The sequence below is a fragment of the Motilimonas thetidivivens genome (genome assembly GCF_046452435.1).
Classification (GTDB): domain Bacteria; phylum Pseudomonadota; class Gammaproteobacteria; order Enterobacterales; family CBDFNC01; genus Motilimonas.
Genome location: NZ_JBKFDK010000019.1, coordinates 69,364 through 84,137 on the forward strand (window position 1 = coordinate 69,364; position 14,774 = coordinate 84,137).

General features: G+C 46.0%; 17 protein-coding genes. 14 read left to right on the forward strand and 3 right to left on the reverse strand.

Features of this window, described 5'->3' with window-relative positions:
* Positions 1 to 68: 68 nt before the first annotated feature.
* Together mdh and tnpA are read left to right on the forward strand one after the other, a co-directional pair.
* Positions 69 to 1,001 carry a malate dehydrogenase gene (gene mdh / locus ACK8OT_RS14130; RefSeq protein ID WP_410197170.1) on the forward strand — a complete coding sequence of 311 codons (933 nt, stop codon included), beginning with the start codon at positions 69 to 71 and terminating at the stop codon, positions 999 to 1,001.
* A gap of 168 nt (positions 1,002 to 1,169) precedes the next feature.
* A complete protein-coding gene (tnpA, locus tag ACK8OT_RS14135) occupies positions 1,170 to 1,604 on the forward strand; it encodes an IS200/IS605 family transposase (RefSeq protein ID WP_410195513.1) in 435 nt (144 codons plus the stop codon).
* Between the two features lie 121 nt (positions 1,605 to 1,725).
* Here the strand turns inward: tnpA and ACK8OT_RS14140 are convergent, their stop codons facing one another.
* From ACK8OT_RS14140 to ACK8OT_RS14150, 3 genes are all read right to left on the reverse strand, one after another.
* Positions 1,726 to 2,598 (reverse strand): DMT family transporter, encoded by an 873-nt coding sequence (locus ACK8OT_RS14140; protein WP_410197171.1) that lies wholly within the window; start codon positions 2,596 to 2,598, stop codon positions 1,726 to 1,728.
* Positions 2,599 to 2,748: 150 nt separating this feature from the next.
* On the reverse strand, positions 2,749 to 3,318 hold the full coding sequence (locus ACK8OT_RS14145) for a C40 family peptidase (protein WP_410197172.1): 570 nt from the start codon (positions 3,316 to 3,318) through the stop codon (positions 2,749 to 2,751).
* Positions 3,319 to 3,363: 45 nt separating this feature from the next.
* The gene (locus ACK8OT_RS14150; protein WP_410197173.1) at positions 3,364 to 4,911 is read right to left on the reverse strand and encodes an FAD-dependent oxidoreductase; all 1,548 of its coding nucleotides are present in this window, start codon (positions 4,909 to 4,911) and stop codon (positions 3,364 to 3,366) included.
* Positions 4,912 to 5,178: 267 nt separating this feature from the next.
* On the opposite strand from ACK8OT_RS14150, the gene ACK8OT_RS14155 reads away from it, so the two are divergent.
* From ACK8OT_RS14155 to ACK8OT_RS14210, 12 genes are all read left to right on the forward strand, one after another.
* The gene (locus ACK8OT_RS14155) at positions 5,179 to 5,949 is read left to right on the forward strand and encodes a DUF3450 domain-containing protein (protein ID WP_410197174.1); all 771 of its coding nucleotides are present in this window, start codon (positions 5,179 to 5,181) and stop codon (positions 5,947 to 5,949) included.
* Complete coding sequence (locus tag ACK8OT_RS14160) at positions 5,946 to 7,340, forward strand: MotA/TolQ/ExbB proton channel family protein (RefSeq protein ID WP_410197175.1); 1,395 nt, start codon at positions 5,946 to 5,948, stop codon at positions 7,338 to 7,340. The genes ACK8OT_RS14155 and ACK8OT_RS14160 overlap by 4 nt, the downstream gene beginning before the upstream one ends.
* A gap of 1 nt (position 7,341) precedes the next feature.
* Positions 7,342 to 7,902 carry a MotA/TolQ/ExbB proton channel family protein gene (locus ACK8OT_RS14165; RefSeq protein WP_410197176.1) on the forward strand — a complete coding sequence of 187 codons (561 nt, stop codon included), beginning with the start codon at positions 7,342 to 7,344 and terminating at the stop codon, positions 7,900 to 7,902.
* Between the two features lie 22 nt (positions 7,903 to 7,924).
* Positions 7,925 to 8,329 (forward strand): ExbD/TolR family protein, encoded by a 405-nt coding sequence (locus tag ACK8OT_RS14170; RefSeq protein WP_410197187.1) that lies wholly within the window; start codon positions 7,925 to 7,927, stop codon positions 8,327 to 8,329.
* On the forward strand, positions 8,330 to 9,064 hold the full coding sequence (locus ACK8OT_RS14175) for an energy transducer TonB (protein ID WP_410197177.1): 735 nt from the start codon (positions 8,330 to 8,332) through the stop codon (positions 9,062 to 9,064).
* 3 nt (positions 9,065 to 9,067) lie between these two features.
* A complete protein-coding gene (locus ACK8OT_RS14180; RefSeq protein ID WP_410197178.1) occupies positions 9,068 to 10,321 on the forward strand; it encodes a tetratricopeptide repeat protein in 1,254 nt (417 codons plus the stop codon).
* Between the two features lie 84 nt (positions 10,322 to 10,405).
* Positions 10,406 to 10,624 carry a hypothetical protein gene (locus ACK8OT_RS14185; RefSeq protein ID WP_410197179.1) on the forward strand — a complete coding sequence of 73 codons (219 nt, stop codon included), beginning with the start codon at positions 10,406 to 10,408 and terminating at the stop codon, positions 10,622 to 10,624.
* Positions 10,625 to 10,784: 160 nt separating this feature from the next.
* The gene (locus ACK8OT_RS14190; protein WP_410197180.1) at positions 10,785 to 11,222 is read left to right on the forward strand and encodes a hypothetical protein; all 438 of its coding nucleotides are present in this window, start codon (positions 10,785 to 10,787) and stop codon (positions 11,220 to 11,222) included.
* A 210-nt stretch (positions 11,223 to 11,432) separates the two neighbouring features.
* Entirely contained in the window at positions 11,433 to 12,185 is a 753-nt protein-coding gene (locus ACK8OT_RS14195; protein WP_410197181.1) for a substrate-binding periplasmic protein, read from the forward strand.
* A 455-nt stretch (positions 12,186 to 12,640) separates the two neighbouring features.
* Positions 12,641 to 12,922 carry an alpha/beta hydrolase family protein gene (locus tag ACK8OT_RS14200; protein WP_410197182.1) on the forward strand — a complete coding sequence of 94 codons (282 nt, stop codon included), beginning with the start codon at positions 12,641 to 12,643 and terminating at the stop codon, positions 12,920 to 12,922.
* 216 nt (positions 12,923 to 13,138) lie between these two features.
* Entirely contained in the window at positions 13,139 to 13,717 is a 579-nt protein-coding gene (locus tag ACK8OT_RS14205; protein ID WP_410197183.1) for a lipid-binding SYLF domain-containing protein, read from the forward strand.
* Positions 13,718 to 13,877: 160 nt separating this feature from the next.
* The gene (locus ACK8OT_RS14210; RefSeq protein ID WP_410197184.1) at positions 13,878 to 14,672 is read left to right on the forward strand and encodes a deoxyribodipyrimidine photo-lyase; all 795 of its coding nucleotides are present in this window, start codon (positions 13,878 to 13,880) and stop codon (positions 14,670 to 14,672) included.
* Positions 14,673 to 14,774: the final 102 nt, after the last annotated feature.

The window sequence follows — 14,774 nt, forward strand, 5'->3', positions numbered from 1 at the left end:
GATCTCATAGACTTTGCCCGCATAACAAAAACAAATAAACCTCACCTACATATAACGGAGACAACCACATGAAAGTTGCTGTTCTAGGCGCTGCGGGCGGTATCGGCCAAGCCTTATCTCTATTGTTGAAAAACGAATTACCAGCGGGTTCAGAATTATCTCTTTACGACATCGCACCGGTAACACCAGGTGTAGCTAAAGACTTAAGCCATATCCCAACTGACGTTGCGATTGAAGGTTTTGCTGGTGAAGATCCAACTCCTGCGCTAGTAGGTGCTGATCTGGTTTTAATCTCAGCAGGTGTTGCTCGTAAACCGGGTATGGATCGTGCGGATCTATTCAATGTTAACGCTGGCATTGTTAAAAACCTGATTGAAAAAGTGGCTGCGACTTGTCCAAAAGCGTGTATCGGTATTATCACTAACCCAGTTAACACTACGGTTGCAATTGCGCGTGAAGTGCTTAAAAACGCAGGTGTTTACGACAAGAACAAACTGTTCGGTGTAACCACGCTGGATGTGATCCGCAGTGAAACATTTATTGCTGAAGCAAAAGGTCTGAAAGCGACAGATATTAAAGTGAATGTTATTGGTGGCCATTCTGGCGTTACCATTCTGCCTTTATTATCTCAAGTACAAGGTGTTGAGTTCTCTGATGAAGAGATTGCTAGCCTAACTACCCGTATCCAGAATGCAGGTACTGAAGTGGTAGAAGCTAAAGCCGGTGGCGGCTCTGCAACCCTTTCTATGGGGCAAGCTGCGGCTCGTTTTGGTCTGTCGGTTGTTGCGGCACTAAACGGTAAGCAAGGTATCGTTGAATGTACTTACGTTGATGGTGGCAGCGAGCATGCTGAATTCTTCGCTCAGCCTGTGTTGCTAGGTAAAAACGGTGTTGAACAAGTATTGCCTTACGGCGAAGTAAGCGCATTTGAACAAAAAGCGCTTGATGAGATGCTTGATACGCTTAAAGGCGACATTCAAAAAGGTGTAGATTTCGTTTAATCAGCGTTTTCTTCACGACAAGGAGAGCATGTTTGCTCTCCTTTTTTATTTTCAGCCCTAAACCACCTACTTCAGTAGGTGGTTATCATCCATAGGGGGCTTTGCCCGAAGTTCTACTCATGCTAAATGGACTCTCGATTTTTAGCGAAGTCAAAGAGGACAAATAACATGAGTAGATATAACCAAGCTTCCCACGTATTTTGGAGATGTCAATATCACATTGTGTGGACACCAAAGTATCGTTTTCGAATATTGAAAAATAATGTGGGTAAAGAAGTTTATCGGTGCATACAGGTTTACTGTAATCAACTTGGATGTGAAGTCGTTGAATTGAATGTACAAGTTGACCATGTTCACCTAGTGGTAAAGGTACCGCCAAAATTATCAATATCAAGTTTGATGGGTGTTTTGAAAGGTAAAATAGCCTTGAAGTTATTTAGCAAATTCCCATATCTAAGGAAGAACAAGTTATGGGGAAATCATTTTTGGCAAAGGGGCTATTTTGTTGATAGCGTAGGAATCAATGAGGAAATAATACGCCGATACGTAAGGCACCAAGAGAAACAAGAGCGTCAAGAGCAGAGAGAGTTGGCGCTGAACTAAACAAAGGCCCCCTTTTAGGGGGTTAACACAAAGCCACCTTCTTCAGAAGGTGGATTATTTACAAGGTTGCTTTGTCATAAGGTCGATTTGCATCACTACGGCGCTACCAATAATCACTTTATTAGCGCTTCCACAGCACGTTAATTAACGCCCCCAGTAAGATAAAGCCGCCGCCAATCCAACTGTAGATGGAGGGCAGTTCACTGAATATCAGCCAACCAAATAGCATTGAAAACAACACCTGAACATAGGAATAAGCAGTGGCTTTGCTGGCCGATTCAGACTGCATGGCTTTGGTTAAGCCAACCTGACCAATTTGAGTAAAAATACCCACAAACAGCAATAACAACAAAGCTTCAGGCGGCGGTATCACAAAATCATCCCCTAATAGCAATAATGACAGCGGCAATGCAATTAACGGAAAGTACATGATGATCACTGAGCTATCTTCACTGCGGCTGAGTTTACGCACGATGACATAAGCTACGGCGCTGCCAAATGCACCTAATAACGCCACCAAGATACTAAACCAAGGTAAGCCAGCTGCGGGATCAAGTCCAAGTCCAGGGCTAATCATGATGCCCAGACCAACTAAGCTAAGACCAATACATAGCTTAGTGGAATGAAGAATTGGCTCTTTTAAAAACAGTAGGGCAATCAAAGCGGTAAAGACAGGATGTAGATATTGTAATAACGTCGCTTCGGCCAATGGCAAGGTAGCGATGGAGTAATACACACAGATCAGTGCTAATGCACCTACCGCACCGCGGGCAAATAACCAGCCTTTTTGTTCACCCCAAGGGGAAATGCCTTTGCGTCTAACGTCCACATAGCTAAGTAGCAAGGAAACCAGTGCCCGTGCTGCGACGATTTCTAGTACCGGAATCTGGTATTGGCTAACCAGTTTGACACAGGCCGACATAATGGCAAAGCCAAGAGCCGACAGCAGCATAAAGCGTGCGCTTAGGGGAATGTTGGGAAAGAAAGCTGGCATAGGGAGGGTCGCTAGGCAAAGAGGATATGATAACCCATAGTGCTAATAGCGACCATCCTTGGATGGGATAGAATCCGGTTTGTATTTCTTGTCGGAGGGCACCCAAACAACTTGAACATGTATGTTTCAGTTGCTTGGCTATAGGTGGTTTTAGCTTTTGATGTCTGTATCGCTATCGCCATCTACCATGCGAATGACTTTTAAAAATCGCTTAGGGTAGCCACTTTTATAGTAGTTTGTTTCCGATACACCAAAGTGTTTTTTTGAAGATGAACTGTGTAAAAACATCAGCTTACCGTCATCTATTTCACTAATGATTCCAGCATGACCGGGGCGGCGGATACTGGCATCTGTGCCGGTAAAGACAATAAGATCACCCACTTGGGCTTCTTCTAGCGGCACTTCGCGATCAAACAAACTAGGGTAAGCGCGGGTCGCTCTTGGGATACTGATATCAAATTTGTTATAGACGTATTGAATAAAGCCAGAGCAGTCAAAGCCTGCGGGGGTGGTGCCACCCCAAAGGTATTCGGTGCCTTTATATTGGCGAGCATAATTTATCATATCGTCATTGGCTTGAGCCAACTGAGGGAGGAGCAGAGCAGCGACTAACGTGAGTGCTTTAGCAGAATTAAACACAATAAATACTTCCTGAAGAAAATCATTAACTTTAAACATTAACGTTGAAAATAAACCATCACAAATTAATAACGGACTCAATATGAGTCCGCGATTCTAGCAAAAAGTTCTGTCCAAGCGTTATTTTTATGCAAAAACGCGCTTTAGATCGGATTTTTCAACCTCAGAGAGAGGATGATTGGGTTGAACCTGAGCTTGGGGGCCGTGATTGCAGCCAGAGCTTGCGTCATAAGGTAAGGCCAAGGCTGCGGGATAGTGGCGTGCAATCGCCAGCTCGGTAGCCAACTGAGTAATTTGCTTGGCAGCTAAGTTTAAGGTGGTTGCAAATTGCATTTCGCGCTGGGTATGTTGGCCTTGGGGAGCAAGATTCAAATCAATCAATTTAGTGAGGATTTGATCTGCCGCGGTCAGCGCCGAAGAGGCTTTGACGATTTCAGCGCGGGCATAATTGTTGGTTTCAAATGAAACCGCAGCTGCGCGCAGATCGGCATCGTCACCGGGAATTTGCTGAGCACCATATAAGGGCTTGCCGCCAAATTCTGCCTCAGTAAAGCTAGGGACAAATTGACTGACATGGGTGATGGCTTGCTCGGTGCGCTGCTTTAATACATCCATTGGCCAATGATGAATAATTTTATTCACTAAGGCATCGGGCAATTTGGGCTGTGAGCTAGTGGCATTCGAATGCACTAAACCGCCGTTAAACAGAGTGATTTCTTTGGTCATACCGTGAAGTTGAAAATGGCCATCACAATAAGGTGTTAACTGAGCCATACCTTTAGGCGTCCCACGTTGACCATGAAAAATGACTTCGGGCCAAACCGCATTAGGCTCAGGCCAACGGGCAATGTAGGCCGCCTTAAATTCCACCATACGTTGGCGTGAAAATTTAGCCATGTCGTCAACCGATCCGGTACGAAAACCACAAGCATTAACTAAATAATCAACCTGAAACTGTTGCGTGCCTTGCTCGCCTTGGGTGTCTAGTAACCAACCATTTTGATGCTGTGCAACTTGGGTCACCTGAGTGTTAGTCAGTACCTTAGCGCAGTCTAGTTGAGCTAATGCTAAGGTGGCTGTGGCCGCAATTCGCAATGAGCTTAGGCCGTATTCCTGCACCAGAACAAGGGGGGATTTGAGCTTGTCGAGATCCACTTGTTTAGCAATGGGGATCATCCAATCGTCATTGCTGCTCGGTTGCTCGGGAGTTGGGCGCTGGGCTAGTCGATCTAATTCTTCACGCTGATATAAAGTGAAATAGTTTTGTGGTTGTCCCAGCACTTGGTTTAGGGGATCGGCTGCCACTATGCGCTGATACTCGTCACGCAGTAAATGCAGTCTTGGCATCAGATCGCTCGGATCGCCGGGATCTTGGGTTGGCACCGCTATCACGGTAGGGCGCTGATTAACACAATGAGGATAAATGCGCAGCGTATCGATGGATTGCTTGAGTAATTTTATGCATTGCTCGTCGCTGATTTCGCGATACAGATTGCCCCCAGCATGAAGGTGGCACATAGGAGGGCCGTTGACTAAGCCTTCGCCTCGCTCAATTAGCAAGGTGTTGATCCCTTGTTCAGCAAGGCGCAACGCGATGGTTGAGCCTGCGACACCGGCACCAATAATACCCACAGTTGCCTGATGAATGATGTTGTCAGCGGTATGATTAGCCATAACGGACTGCTCTATTCCTTTATTCTGGGTGGTATCTCGACATGCACTGAGTGAAACCATTCTACTGTGCTCTAGCTCACATTGAAATACGCGATATCAAGTAATATGGATCAGCTAATCAATCAGGGGGATGACTTGCTGGCCGACTTAATGACAAGAAACGGCTATAATAACCATGTTTTTGATTGTTAAGCTCAATGAGATTCATTATCATAAGCGAGTTATTATCAATTCTTCATTTACAACGTCAAGATAGAGGTCGTTTTGTTGTATCGCCGTATTATTAAACTAGGGCTAGCTTTTGGCATTGCTTGGCTGGCTGCCAGTGTGTGTGCCACTGCCGCCAGTGTCAGTCAAGTTCAGCAGCTGGCGCTAAAAGATGTCGAGCAAGGCCAACAGGCACAGCAGACGATTGACGATTTAGACGATGAAAAGCTGGCCATCATAGCTCAAGTTAATGCGCTGCAAAGTGAAGCTCAGCAACTCGCCCAATATAATCTTTACCTTGGTGAGTTGGTCAAAGATCAAGGCCAAGAAATAGCTTCTTATGAGCAGCAAATCATCGACGTTAAAGCAACGCGCCAAGGTTTAGTGCCCTTAATGACACAGATGCTAGACAAGCTAGTGCAGTTTGTGGCCCTCGACACACCTTTTCTAGCCGAAGAAAGGCAACAGCGTATTGCTCAGCTGCAACAAATGATGACTCAAGCAGATATTACCGAGGCGGAAAAATACCGCCGCATTCTTACCGCTTATCAAATCGAGGCTGAGTACGGCAGTAAAATTGGTGAGTATCAAGGCGAGTTAACCTTGGGCGAAACGACTCGTACGGTGCACTTTTTTTATTTGGGTCGTTTAGTCTTGGTGGCTTTATCTCTTGATGGTAAGCAAGTCTGGAGCTGGGATAAACAAAATGGCGTTTGGTTAGAAGTGGACGCTAGCTATGGCGCGGATGTGAAAAATGCCATTGAAATAGCGAAGAAATCTGCCATACCCAGTTTAATTCGCTTGCCTTTAATTGCCGAGGTGAGCCAATGAAAATCGTAATTAAGGCGCTATTCAGCGGACTTATCGCCATCTTGGCAATGCCTGTGATGGCCAATCAATTAGACGAATTGTTACAACAAGTTAAAGCGCAACAAGCTAAAAACCAGCAAGTCAATCAGCAACGCCAAGCGGATTTTGAGCACGATATTGCTTATTGGCGCGAACAATTAGCTAAAGCCCAAGCCGAGCATCAAGTGATTAAGGCGCAAGCGGATGCCTTGGGTGCGCAATTTGATCAACAAGAGCAAACCCTATCCGAGCTAGAGGAAAACTTGGCTGTGGCCAGTGATAATCTCGGCGAAGTGTTTGGTGTGGTACGTCAAGTGAGCAATGAAGTGTCGCAAGATTTTGCGAGCTCATTAATTACCAGTCAATACCCAGAGCGAGCGCAATTTGTTAATCAGCTGGCGCAGCGTAAAGCGTTACCTTCATTAGCGGAATTAGAGCAGCTGTGGTTTTTACTGTTACAGGATATGACCGCGGCAGGTAAAGTGGCGCAATATACTAGCCAAGTGGCAAGCCCTGCTGGCGTGAGTGAAAGCCAAACCGTGACCAGTTTTGGCAGTTTTAATCTAGCGAGTAACGGCGCTTACCTACTGCGTGATCAACAAACGGGTGGCTTAGCACATGTTCCCGTATCAGGCCCCGCTGCCAGTACCTTGGCGGATTGGGATGCCAGTAACCGCGCACCGCAAGCCTTTTACTTTGATCCAGCCAAGGGGGAATTACTCACCTTGTTAGCGAAAACGCCAACTTTAGGCGAGCGTATTCAACAAGGCGGCGTGATCGGTTACTGCATTTTAGCTGTGTTGGCCTTAGGTTTGATTATCGCTTTAGTGCGCGCCGTGCGTTTAACTAAGGTATCGCTGTTGATCCACCGTCAGACCAAGCAAGGTACTGCCAATAGTAACAACCCCCTAGGGCGGATTATGGCGGTCTATTTGGCTTACCAAGACAGGTCAACCGAAGTGTTGGAGCTTAAACTCGACGAAGCCGTGATGCGCGAGCTGCCTGCGTTAGAGCGTGGCAACAGCATCTTAAAAATCTTAGCGGCAATGGCGCCTATGATGGGTTTGTTAGGCACAGTCACCGGTATGATAGGCACCTTCCAATCGATCACCGTGTTTGGCACTAGCGATCCTAAATTGATGGCGGGCGGCATTTCCATGGCCTTGATCACCACCGTGATGGGCTTAGTGGCGGCCCTGCCTTTATTGCTGCTACATAGTATTTTACATGGCAGAGCCAATCGTTTGATCATCTTACTTGAGCAGCAAAGCATTGGTTTGATTGCCGAGCAAGCCGAAATGCAAATGGCAGCACAAGCTAAAGCAAACGTGCCACAAGCTAGCCAACGTGCACCGCAGCTACAGGCGGGTTAGTGTGATTGAGTTTAATAGCTCGCTTGAGTTAGTTTCAGTGTTTATTCGAGCCGGTGGGGTGGTGATGTACGCCATCGCCGCGGTATTGGTGTTGCTGTGGCTGTTGATTATCGAGCGGACTTATTTTATCTGGCTGACTTTTAATGGCCTGCAACAGCATTGGTTAACGCGTTGGCAACAGCGCCAGCAACAGCAGCCGTGTGATCAGGAGCAAGATTGGCAAAACCAATTTATACGTCAAGCCATGATTGGCAAGGCTGAGTTAGCCCTGACGCGGCATTTTCCTTTGCTGTCGGCCCTAATCAAGATCTGTCCCTTGCTTGGCTTACTGGGCACCGTATCAGGCATGATCCAAGTGTTTGATGTGGTCGCCGTTCACGGCACAGGTAACCCTAAATTATTAGCATCGGGGATTTCTATGGCCACCATTCCTACGTTAGCGGGCTTGGTTTGTGCCTTGTCTGGATTATTAGTGTATTCACGGTTAGAGCGACGCAGTAAGGTATTGTTAAGTCGCTTCTCCCAACAATTGGCTGCCAATGATAACCACCTACTGAAGTAGGTGGTTTAGGACTGAAAATTAAATCATGAGAAGAAGACGAATTAGACCCGAAGATGATGCCCAGATAGATCTCACTCCTATGTTGGATGTGGTGTTTATCATGTTGATCTTCTTCATTGTGACCACTTCCTTTGTGCGAGAGTCGGGGATCGAAGTTAATCGCCCGAGCGCGACGTCTGCCACCGAGCAAAAAAATGCTGGGGTATTTATCGCAATCAAAGAAAACGGCGAGATTTACCTCGATAGAAAACAACTGGATGTGCAAAAAGTGCAATTAGCGCTGGAGCGCATTGTGGCTGAGCGAGGCGAGGTGGGGTTAGTGATCCAAGCCGATCAGCAGGCGCGCCACGGCGTGGTAGTGAATGTAATGGATGCGGCCAAATCCGCGGGCATCAAGCAAATCTCGGTTGCGGCGGAGCAGCCTTAGATGCGTTTATTATTGGCTTTAATTGGTGCGCCTATTGTCGCTTTTTCGCTGTTTATCTTTATGGCGGGTTTGATTTATAAAGACTTAAAGACGTTACCTAAATCTGAGCCAACGCCGTATTTTGATCTGGTGATGTCGGCACAAAAAGAGCACAGCGAGCGCAAGATCAGACAAAAGCCAATCCAACCTCAAGTTCAAACTGTGGCCGCGCAACAAATCGCTCAGCCACAAGTCAAGCCGCAAACGCCTAAGCCGGTGGCCGCTAAACTCGAAGCGCCCAAGGTTAATTTAACCATGCAAATGAGCGCGATGGCCATTAGCATGCCCAATGTGGTTGCCGAGCCAGCTAAACCGGCACCGCAAGCGGTGACTCAACCTGTACTAAATGAAGCCGTCGCTAAAGCCATTAGTGCTCCCGTAGCGGCGGTGCCCGCCCCCGTTTCTCAGCCCAGTGCGGGTGATGCCATGGCGGTGCCTTTACAGCGGGTTGAGCCAGAGTTTCCGGCTAGGGCGCAAAGGCAGGGTAAGGAAGGCTATGTGGTTGTGAGCTATGATATTAGCACTGCAGGGCGTGCGATTAATGTAAAAATCATTGAAGCTAAGCCTAAGCGAACCTTTGAAAAAGCGGTCAAAAAAGCCATGCAAAAATGGAAATTCAAACCGCTAATCGTGGATGGCAAAGCCCAAATACAAACCCAGCAACGCCAACGCTTTGAATTTAAAATGAGTCATTAAGCGATGAAATGGATCTTAACCGTACTATTTTTAGTAAGCAGTGGCTTCAGCCTAGTGAATGCCGCCAGCCCAACTGGGGCGTTAAGTGCGGCTTTAGCGAAGCAGGTTAAGCCGGCGCATCAATACTATCAGCAGCAGCAATATCAAAAAGCGCTACAGGTGCTAAAGCAAGCCTCGCCCAAGGCAGGATTTGAAACCGCCTATGTAAAGCGCTTTGCCGGTAACTTATATTGGTTATTAGATCAGCCTAAGGCCGCAATTCGTAGCTTTAATGAAGCGGTTGCTGAGCAAGCCTTGCCTCCCCTTGACCAATCACAAACCCAACGCATGTTGGCCGACCTTTATCTGGCGGAGCAACAAGCCAAGTTGGCTTTGCAACATTATCATCAAGTGGATAAAAGCCAGCGTGACGTTCAGTATTACCTGCATATGGCTCAAGCTTATTACCAGCTTGAGCAATGGCAGCAGGTGATTAACCATGCGCAGATGGGCGTTAAACGCAGTACAACGTTCAATCAATCGGCGCAGCTGATGTTATTAAATGGCTATTATCAGCTTGGCCAATTGGCCAATGCCGCTAAGGTGTTGCAAGGCTTAACCGAGCACGAGCCCAACAATAAGCGTTGGTGGCAGCAATTATCCTCGGTTTATTTGCAAATGAACGACTCTAAACGCGCCTTAAGTACGTTAGAAATAGCCTTCCAAGCCAATATGCTGCAAGGCTCTGGCGAGCTACAAAACTTAGCGCGACTACGAGCGAATGCAGGACTGCCTTATCAAGCGGCTGATTTGCTGCAAAGAAGCATAGATAATGGCAACCTTGAAGCCGATGTGAGTAATTTAACCGAGCTGGCGGGCTATTGGCAGCTGGCGCGCGAGTATCAGCGTGCCGCTAAGGTATGGGGTAAGGTAGCGGCGCAAACGAGTCAAGCTAATCATTATCTGCAGCAAGCCTCGCTATACAGTTTGGATCAAGAGTACCAGCAAGCGATTAAGGTGCTCGAACGCCTTGGTGGTACACTCCCTTCTGCTACCCAAGGCTCGGTTGCCTTGGCAAAGGTGCAAGCATATTATGCCTTAAACCAATATCAGCAAGCATTGCAATATGCCCGCGAGGCTCAGGAACAGCAAACTTCAGCCAGCCAAGCCAACAGTTGGGTAGCCCTGTTAGAAAGCAAGCTTGAAAGCAAGCTTGAAAGCAAGCTTGAAAGCAAACTTGAAAGTAAGTTAAAAGGCCAAGCCAGCACAACCTTATAGATAAAACTGTGCAACCAAATCCCAGTTGCTTTTATCCCTTTGATAAGATTTAATTGGTCAAATTAATATCATTTGGTAATAACTTTGACCGAATATTTTTTGCTTGGCGCACTCTACTTTGCCCTGATCTGCGCCATCGCCGCCCACAAAAAGAATCGCCATGTACTGCTGTGGTCTTGTTGCGGTGCCTTAGGTGGCTTATTGACCTTCACAGTATTGATTACCAGCGCCAATGTGTGTCGCCAATGTCATAAAGGCACGCGTGCCTCTTATTGTCCACATTGTGGTTGTCATAATCCTTAACTCAGCAAACTCTGGTTTTTAAGATTTGGTGACTCGCCAAGCTAACCCCGTGGCATGATGAAAACGGCGTCGGTGCTATTTCATCGGAGCCAATTATTTCTATTTAGTGGCTCGAAATTAATTTTTTCTACAATAATCCCTCAACATACAAGGATTCAAAATGAACATCAGTGGACGCGTTGTTATTACGTTTATTGCGATTTGTACTGCTCTAAGTCTAGGCGCTAAATTATTAACACACTATGCCGATCAGAAAGTAGCAGAACAATTATCTCCACAAAAATTACAGCAGATGGCGGACAAAATTAATGCCTCATTACCGAAAACGGTAAACGAGGATTTTCGATTAGAAAAGGTGGTCGCTAAACCATCTGAGTTTGAATACATGTACACAGTCGTTAGCTACTCAGCTGCTGATGTTGACTTGTTTGAGTTTGAAAAAGTTGTTAAAAATTATTTATTAAGCTTGTACTGTAATGCAGAGCAAATGCAGCCTTTGCTCCAAAATAATATTAGGATGACGGCAAGTTATCACGATAACCGTGGTGATGTAATGGCGACAGTAACTGCTAATCAAGCATCATGTAACCAGAGTTAGTGACATTTTAACAGCAGCTTGGCTCCCATTTAGTTACGCGAGTTTGTAGACCTTAGGGATGATAGTGAATAGGCTCGATGGGAATTGGTTTTCGCTTGCTGTTTGAGCTCTTAGTTCTCCTTGTTAACCCCCCTTAACATCTAACCATAATTGGCTTGGGATCGGCTATGCTTATCCATAGAGTTAGGGTGGGGCGCGCGGGAAGTATTCATGAATAAACTTGCTTGTTTGCTACTTTGTATTAGTACTCTTGCTCATAGTGCGACATTGGAGCTGGTCACCCTTACTTATCCCCCTTATGCCTATCAAGCCAATAATCAGGTACAAGGTATTGCAGTTGATATCGTTAAAGAGGCATTTGATTCCTTAGGTCAACCTATCAATATCTCCGTTCTACCTTGGGCTAGAGCTTTAAAATATGTGCAGAGCGGTAAAGCCGATGGCATATTTACCGTATTTAAAACGCCGGAAAGAGAAGTATTTTTGGATTACAGCACTGAGGTTTTGTTGCCTCAGGTGATCGCTCTTTATGTTAAATCGGATACCCCGGTTGTCTATCAGGGACAATTGGCCGAATTAGCGCCTTACATGATAGCTGCTGTGCATAAGGTGAGTTATGGTAAAACGTTTGATCAAGCTGTTGTCTCAGGCCTGCTGACTAATATTCGATTGACCTACTCAGGTGATAAAGCGATGGAGCTGTTACTTTCGGGTCGGGTTATGTTATTGGTAAGTAATCGTTACGGAGCTTTGGATAGTGCCAGTCGTATGGCGGGGATAGATGCCATCACCGAGCTTAGGCCTGAGCTGGAAAATGTGGCTAGCTTTATTGCATTTTCTAAGCAAAATAACCTTGCTGCGTTACGGGGTAAGTTTGACGCAGAACTCACTAAAATGAAACAAGATGGTCGCTACCAACGCATTATTGATGCTTATTTTGAACGTCAATCGAACGCGAAGTAAAAAGCAATCGTAATATACCTTAATTTAAGGCGTAGACTGGTTTTCTTTAAATGGCTTAGCATTTGATTCGCACTAGTATAGGAATCATTTGCGGGCGTTTTCTCGGTAACTTGATTACCAGAGATATTTACATGAAAGTTTAATATTTTGAGGCTGATATTAACGGCTGTAATTCTGGCGGGAGCAGGCCCGGCACTTTTGCAGATATCGCTGCCATCATGGACAGCGTCAACATACTCGCTGAAACCTTACCCATTGATAAAAAGCGAGTCGCTGTCGCGGGCCATGGTGCTGGGGGGGCATTTGGCATTATGGGCGGGTCTTAGAGAGCAGATTGAAGAGGGGCAAATATTATCAGTCGAGCAGCCATTTAAACCGGCATTATCTGTTGGTTTAGCTGCATAGCAGACTTAGACAGCTACGCCAATACCAGCAGCGGAGGCGGCATAACATCCTTGATAGGGGCGCAATCCCAAAGCGATGAATATGCGAAGAGGTTGTCGATTACCTCCCCTTTTCACATGAATTCAAGCACGGCGCCTACTTTGCTTGTTCAAGGTCAAAGTGATCGCATTGTCCCCACTTCCCAAGCAACCAATTACATGGAGAAATTACAAGCCGACAACGCAGCAGTTAAGCTTTTGCTTCAACCTGCTGATCACTTTTCAATGCTCAATGTTGATTCCTTTCAATGGCAACAGACTGTTGAGGCTATTGAGTTGATGATGAACTTTTGAAGTTAGCTATGCTTGCTCCTTGAACGCTATTTACACGTCAAGGTGCACGCCTCATCTGTTAGGTCTTTTCGCGACGTGCTAATCCTTCCTCTCGAATAGGACTTGGCCATTCACGCCTTATCCATGTTTTCCCATACTAGGTAGTGGATGTTTGGTATTTTGTTATTTATCAGTAATTTTATAATGGCCACATCTTTCAGACATAGGTGCAAAGCAATGAAAAAAATAATACTACTATTAGGCTGTTTCATGTTCAGTCAAGCGGCGTTAGCAAATAGCACAGAGGTGAAAGCGGTTGGCGCGAGTGACGAAGTCAAAGCAACGATTAGTCAATTTGAACAATCAAAGCGTTTAGACCAACTTTATTTTAGCAATGCTTATGGTTTTGCTGTTTTTCCTGATGTGGCTGAAGGCGGTGTAGGCTTAGCTGGCGCACACGGTAAAGGTGAAGTGTTTGTAGGTGGTGAAAAAGTCGGCAAAGCGACCTTGTCACACTTATCAATTGGCGCAGCACTAGGCGGCAAAACCTTTGACCAGATAATTTTCTTTATCGATGAGAAAGCCTTTAATGAATTTGCAGCAGGTGATTACGCGTTATCAGCCGATGCTTCAGGTGTAATGATTGAATCAGGCGCTCAGGCGAAGACGTCAACAGCGGGCAATACAATCAGCACCGACAACAAGCATCAACAAGGTGACTATGTTAACGGTATGGCGATATTTGTATACCCTAAAGGTGGCTTGATGCTAGATATCTCAATTGGTGGTCAGAAGTTTGACTACACACCTAACTAAGCGAACGTCTCTGTAGTTGATTGAGATAAGCAAGCTCTGATGGGCTTGCTTTTTTTGTTGTTAGGAAGCAAGAACCCCAACTCAGCGGTTGAACTATTATTAGCCTTAAACGTATCTGCTATGAGAGCTATTTTGATCGAGAAGCTGGGGAGTAACTGTAATGCAAAAGGCGCTATTTTGGTTTAGTCAGGATTTAAGGCTGCAAGATAACCGCACCTTACACCAACTGTTGCAACAAGCCGATACGTTAGGTTGTGTTTATGTTATCGACCCACGTTGGTTTGTGCCCAATAACTTTAATCACAAGTTAGTTGGGGCGCAGCGCTGGCGCTTAATTTGTGAATCTTTACAGCAGTTAAGAGAGCAATTACAAGCCCATGGCCATGAACTATTGATTGTTCACGGCAAACCCGAATGGGTTCTTCCTCAGCTAGCCGTTGAGTGGGGAGTCAATCAGATTGGTCACAGTGAACAACTTGGTTGGTATGAGCAAATGGTTTGGCGACAGGTGCAACAGCAATTACCCCATGTTGAGTTTATTTCGTGTTGGGATAGCACCTTGTTCTCGTTGTCGCAGCTTAATATCACCCCCGAGACCTTGCGTACGTTTTCTCAATTTCGCAAGCTGATAGAAAAAACGCCATTAGAGCCTTTAACGCCATCTGACATTCAACTAACCGAATTACCCCCATGCTTAGTGGCACCTCAGCTTGCGAAGCAGAGCTGGTTGGAGCTAGCCAACTACACTGATAGCCATAGTGAACAACGGCTACTTGAAGGTGGGGAGCTAAGCGCAATATCTCATCTGCAGCGCTATTTTCGCTCGAGTGCTCCGGCCAGTTATAAACAAACCCGAAATGAGTTAGATGGTTGGCAAAACTCAAGTAAGTTAAGCCATTTTTTGGCGTTAGGGAATGTGTCACCTCGACAGGTTTGGCAACAAATTAAGCGTTAGTGCGTCAAGCGAAGCTTGATGCATCTTGCAGGGTGCAAGTCCCTGTCGGGTAAGGTTTAACTCACCACCCGTATCGAGTGTTGCGCCTATGGCGGAGCTGAA

Excerpts from the sequence above, each read along its gene's own strand:
- mdh (WP_410197170.1), top strand. The coding sequence starts at position 69 with ATGAAAGTTGCTGTTCTAGGCGCTGCGGGCGGTATCGGCCAAGCCTTA.
- tnpA (WP_410195513.1), top strand. The coding sequence starts at position 1,170 with ATGAGTAGATATAACCAAGCTTCCCACGTATTTTGGAGATGTCAATAT.
- ACK8OT_RS14140 (WP_410197171.1), bottom strand. The coding sequence starts at position 2,598 with ATGCCAGCTTTCTTTCCCAACATTCCCCTAAGCGCACGCTTTATGCTG.
- ACK8OT_RS14150 (WP_410197173.1), bottom strand. The coding sequence starts at position 4,911 with ATGGCTAATCATACCGCTGACAACATCATTCATCAGGCAACTGTGGGT.
- ACK8OT_RS14160 (WP_410197175.1), top strand. The coding sequence starts at position 5,946 with ATGAAAATCGTAATTAAGGCGCTATTCAGCGGACTTATCGCCATCTTG.
- ACK8OT_RS14175 (WP_410197177.1), top strand. The coding sequence starts at position 8,330 with ATGCGTTTATTATTGGCTTTAATTGGTGCGCCTATTGTCGCTTTTTCG.
- ACK8OT_RS14180 (WP_410197178.1), top strand. The coding sequence starts at position 9,068 with ATGAAATGGATCTTAACCGTACTATTTTTAGTAAGCAGTGGCTTCAGC.
- ACK8OT_RS14190 (WP_410197180.1), top strand. The coding sequence starts at position 10,785 with ATGAACATCAGTGGACGCGTTGTTATTACGTTTATTGCGATTTGTACT.
- ACK8OT_RS14195 (WP_410197181.1), top strand. The coding sequence starts at position 11,433 with ATGAATAAACTTGCTTGTTTGCTACTTTGTATTAGTACTCTTGCTCAT.
- ACK8OT_RS14205 (WP_410197183.1), top strand. The coding sequence starts at position 13,139 with ATGAAAAAAATAATACTACTATTAGGCTGTTTCATGTTCAGTCAAGCG.
- ACK8OT_RS14210 (WP_410197184.1), top strand. The coding sequence starts at position 13,878 with ATGCAAAAGGCGCTATTTTGGTTTAGTCAGGATTTAAGGCTGCAAGAT.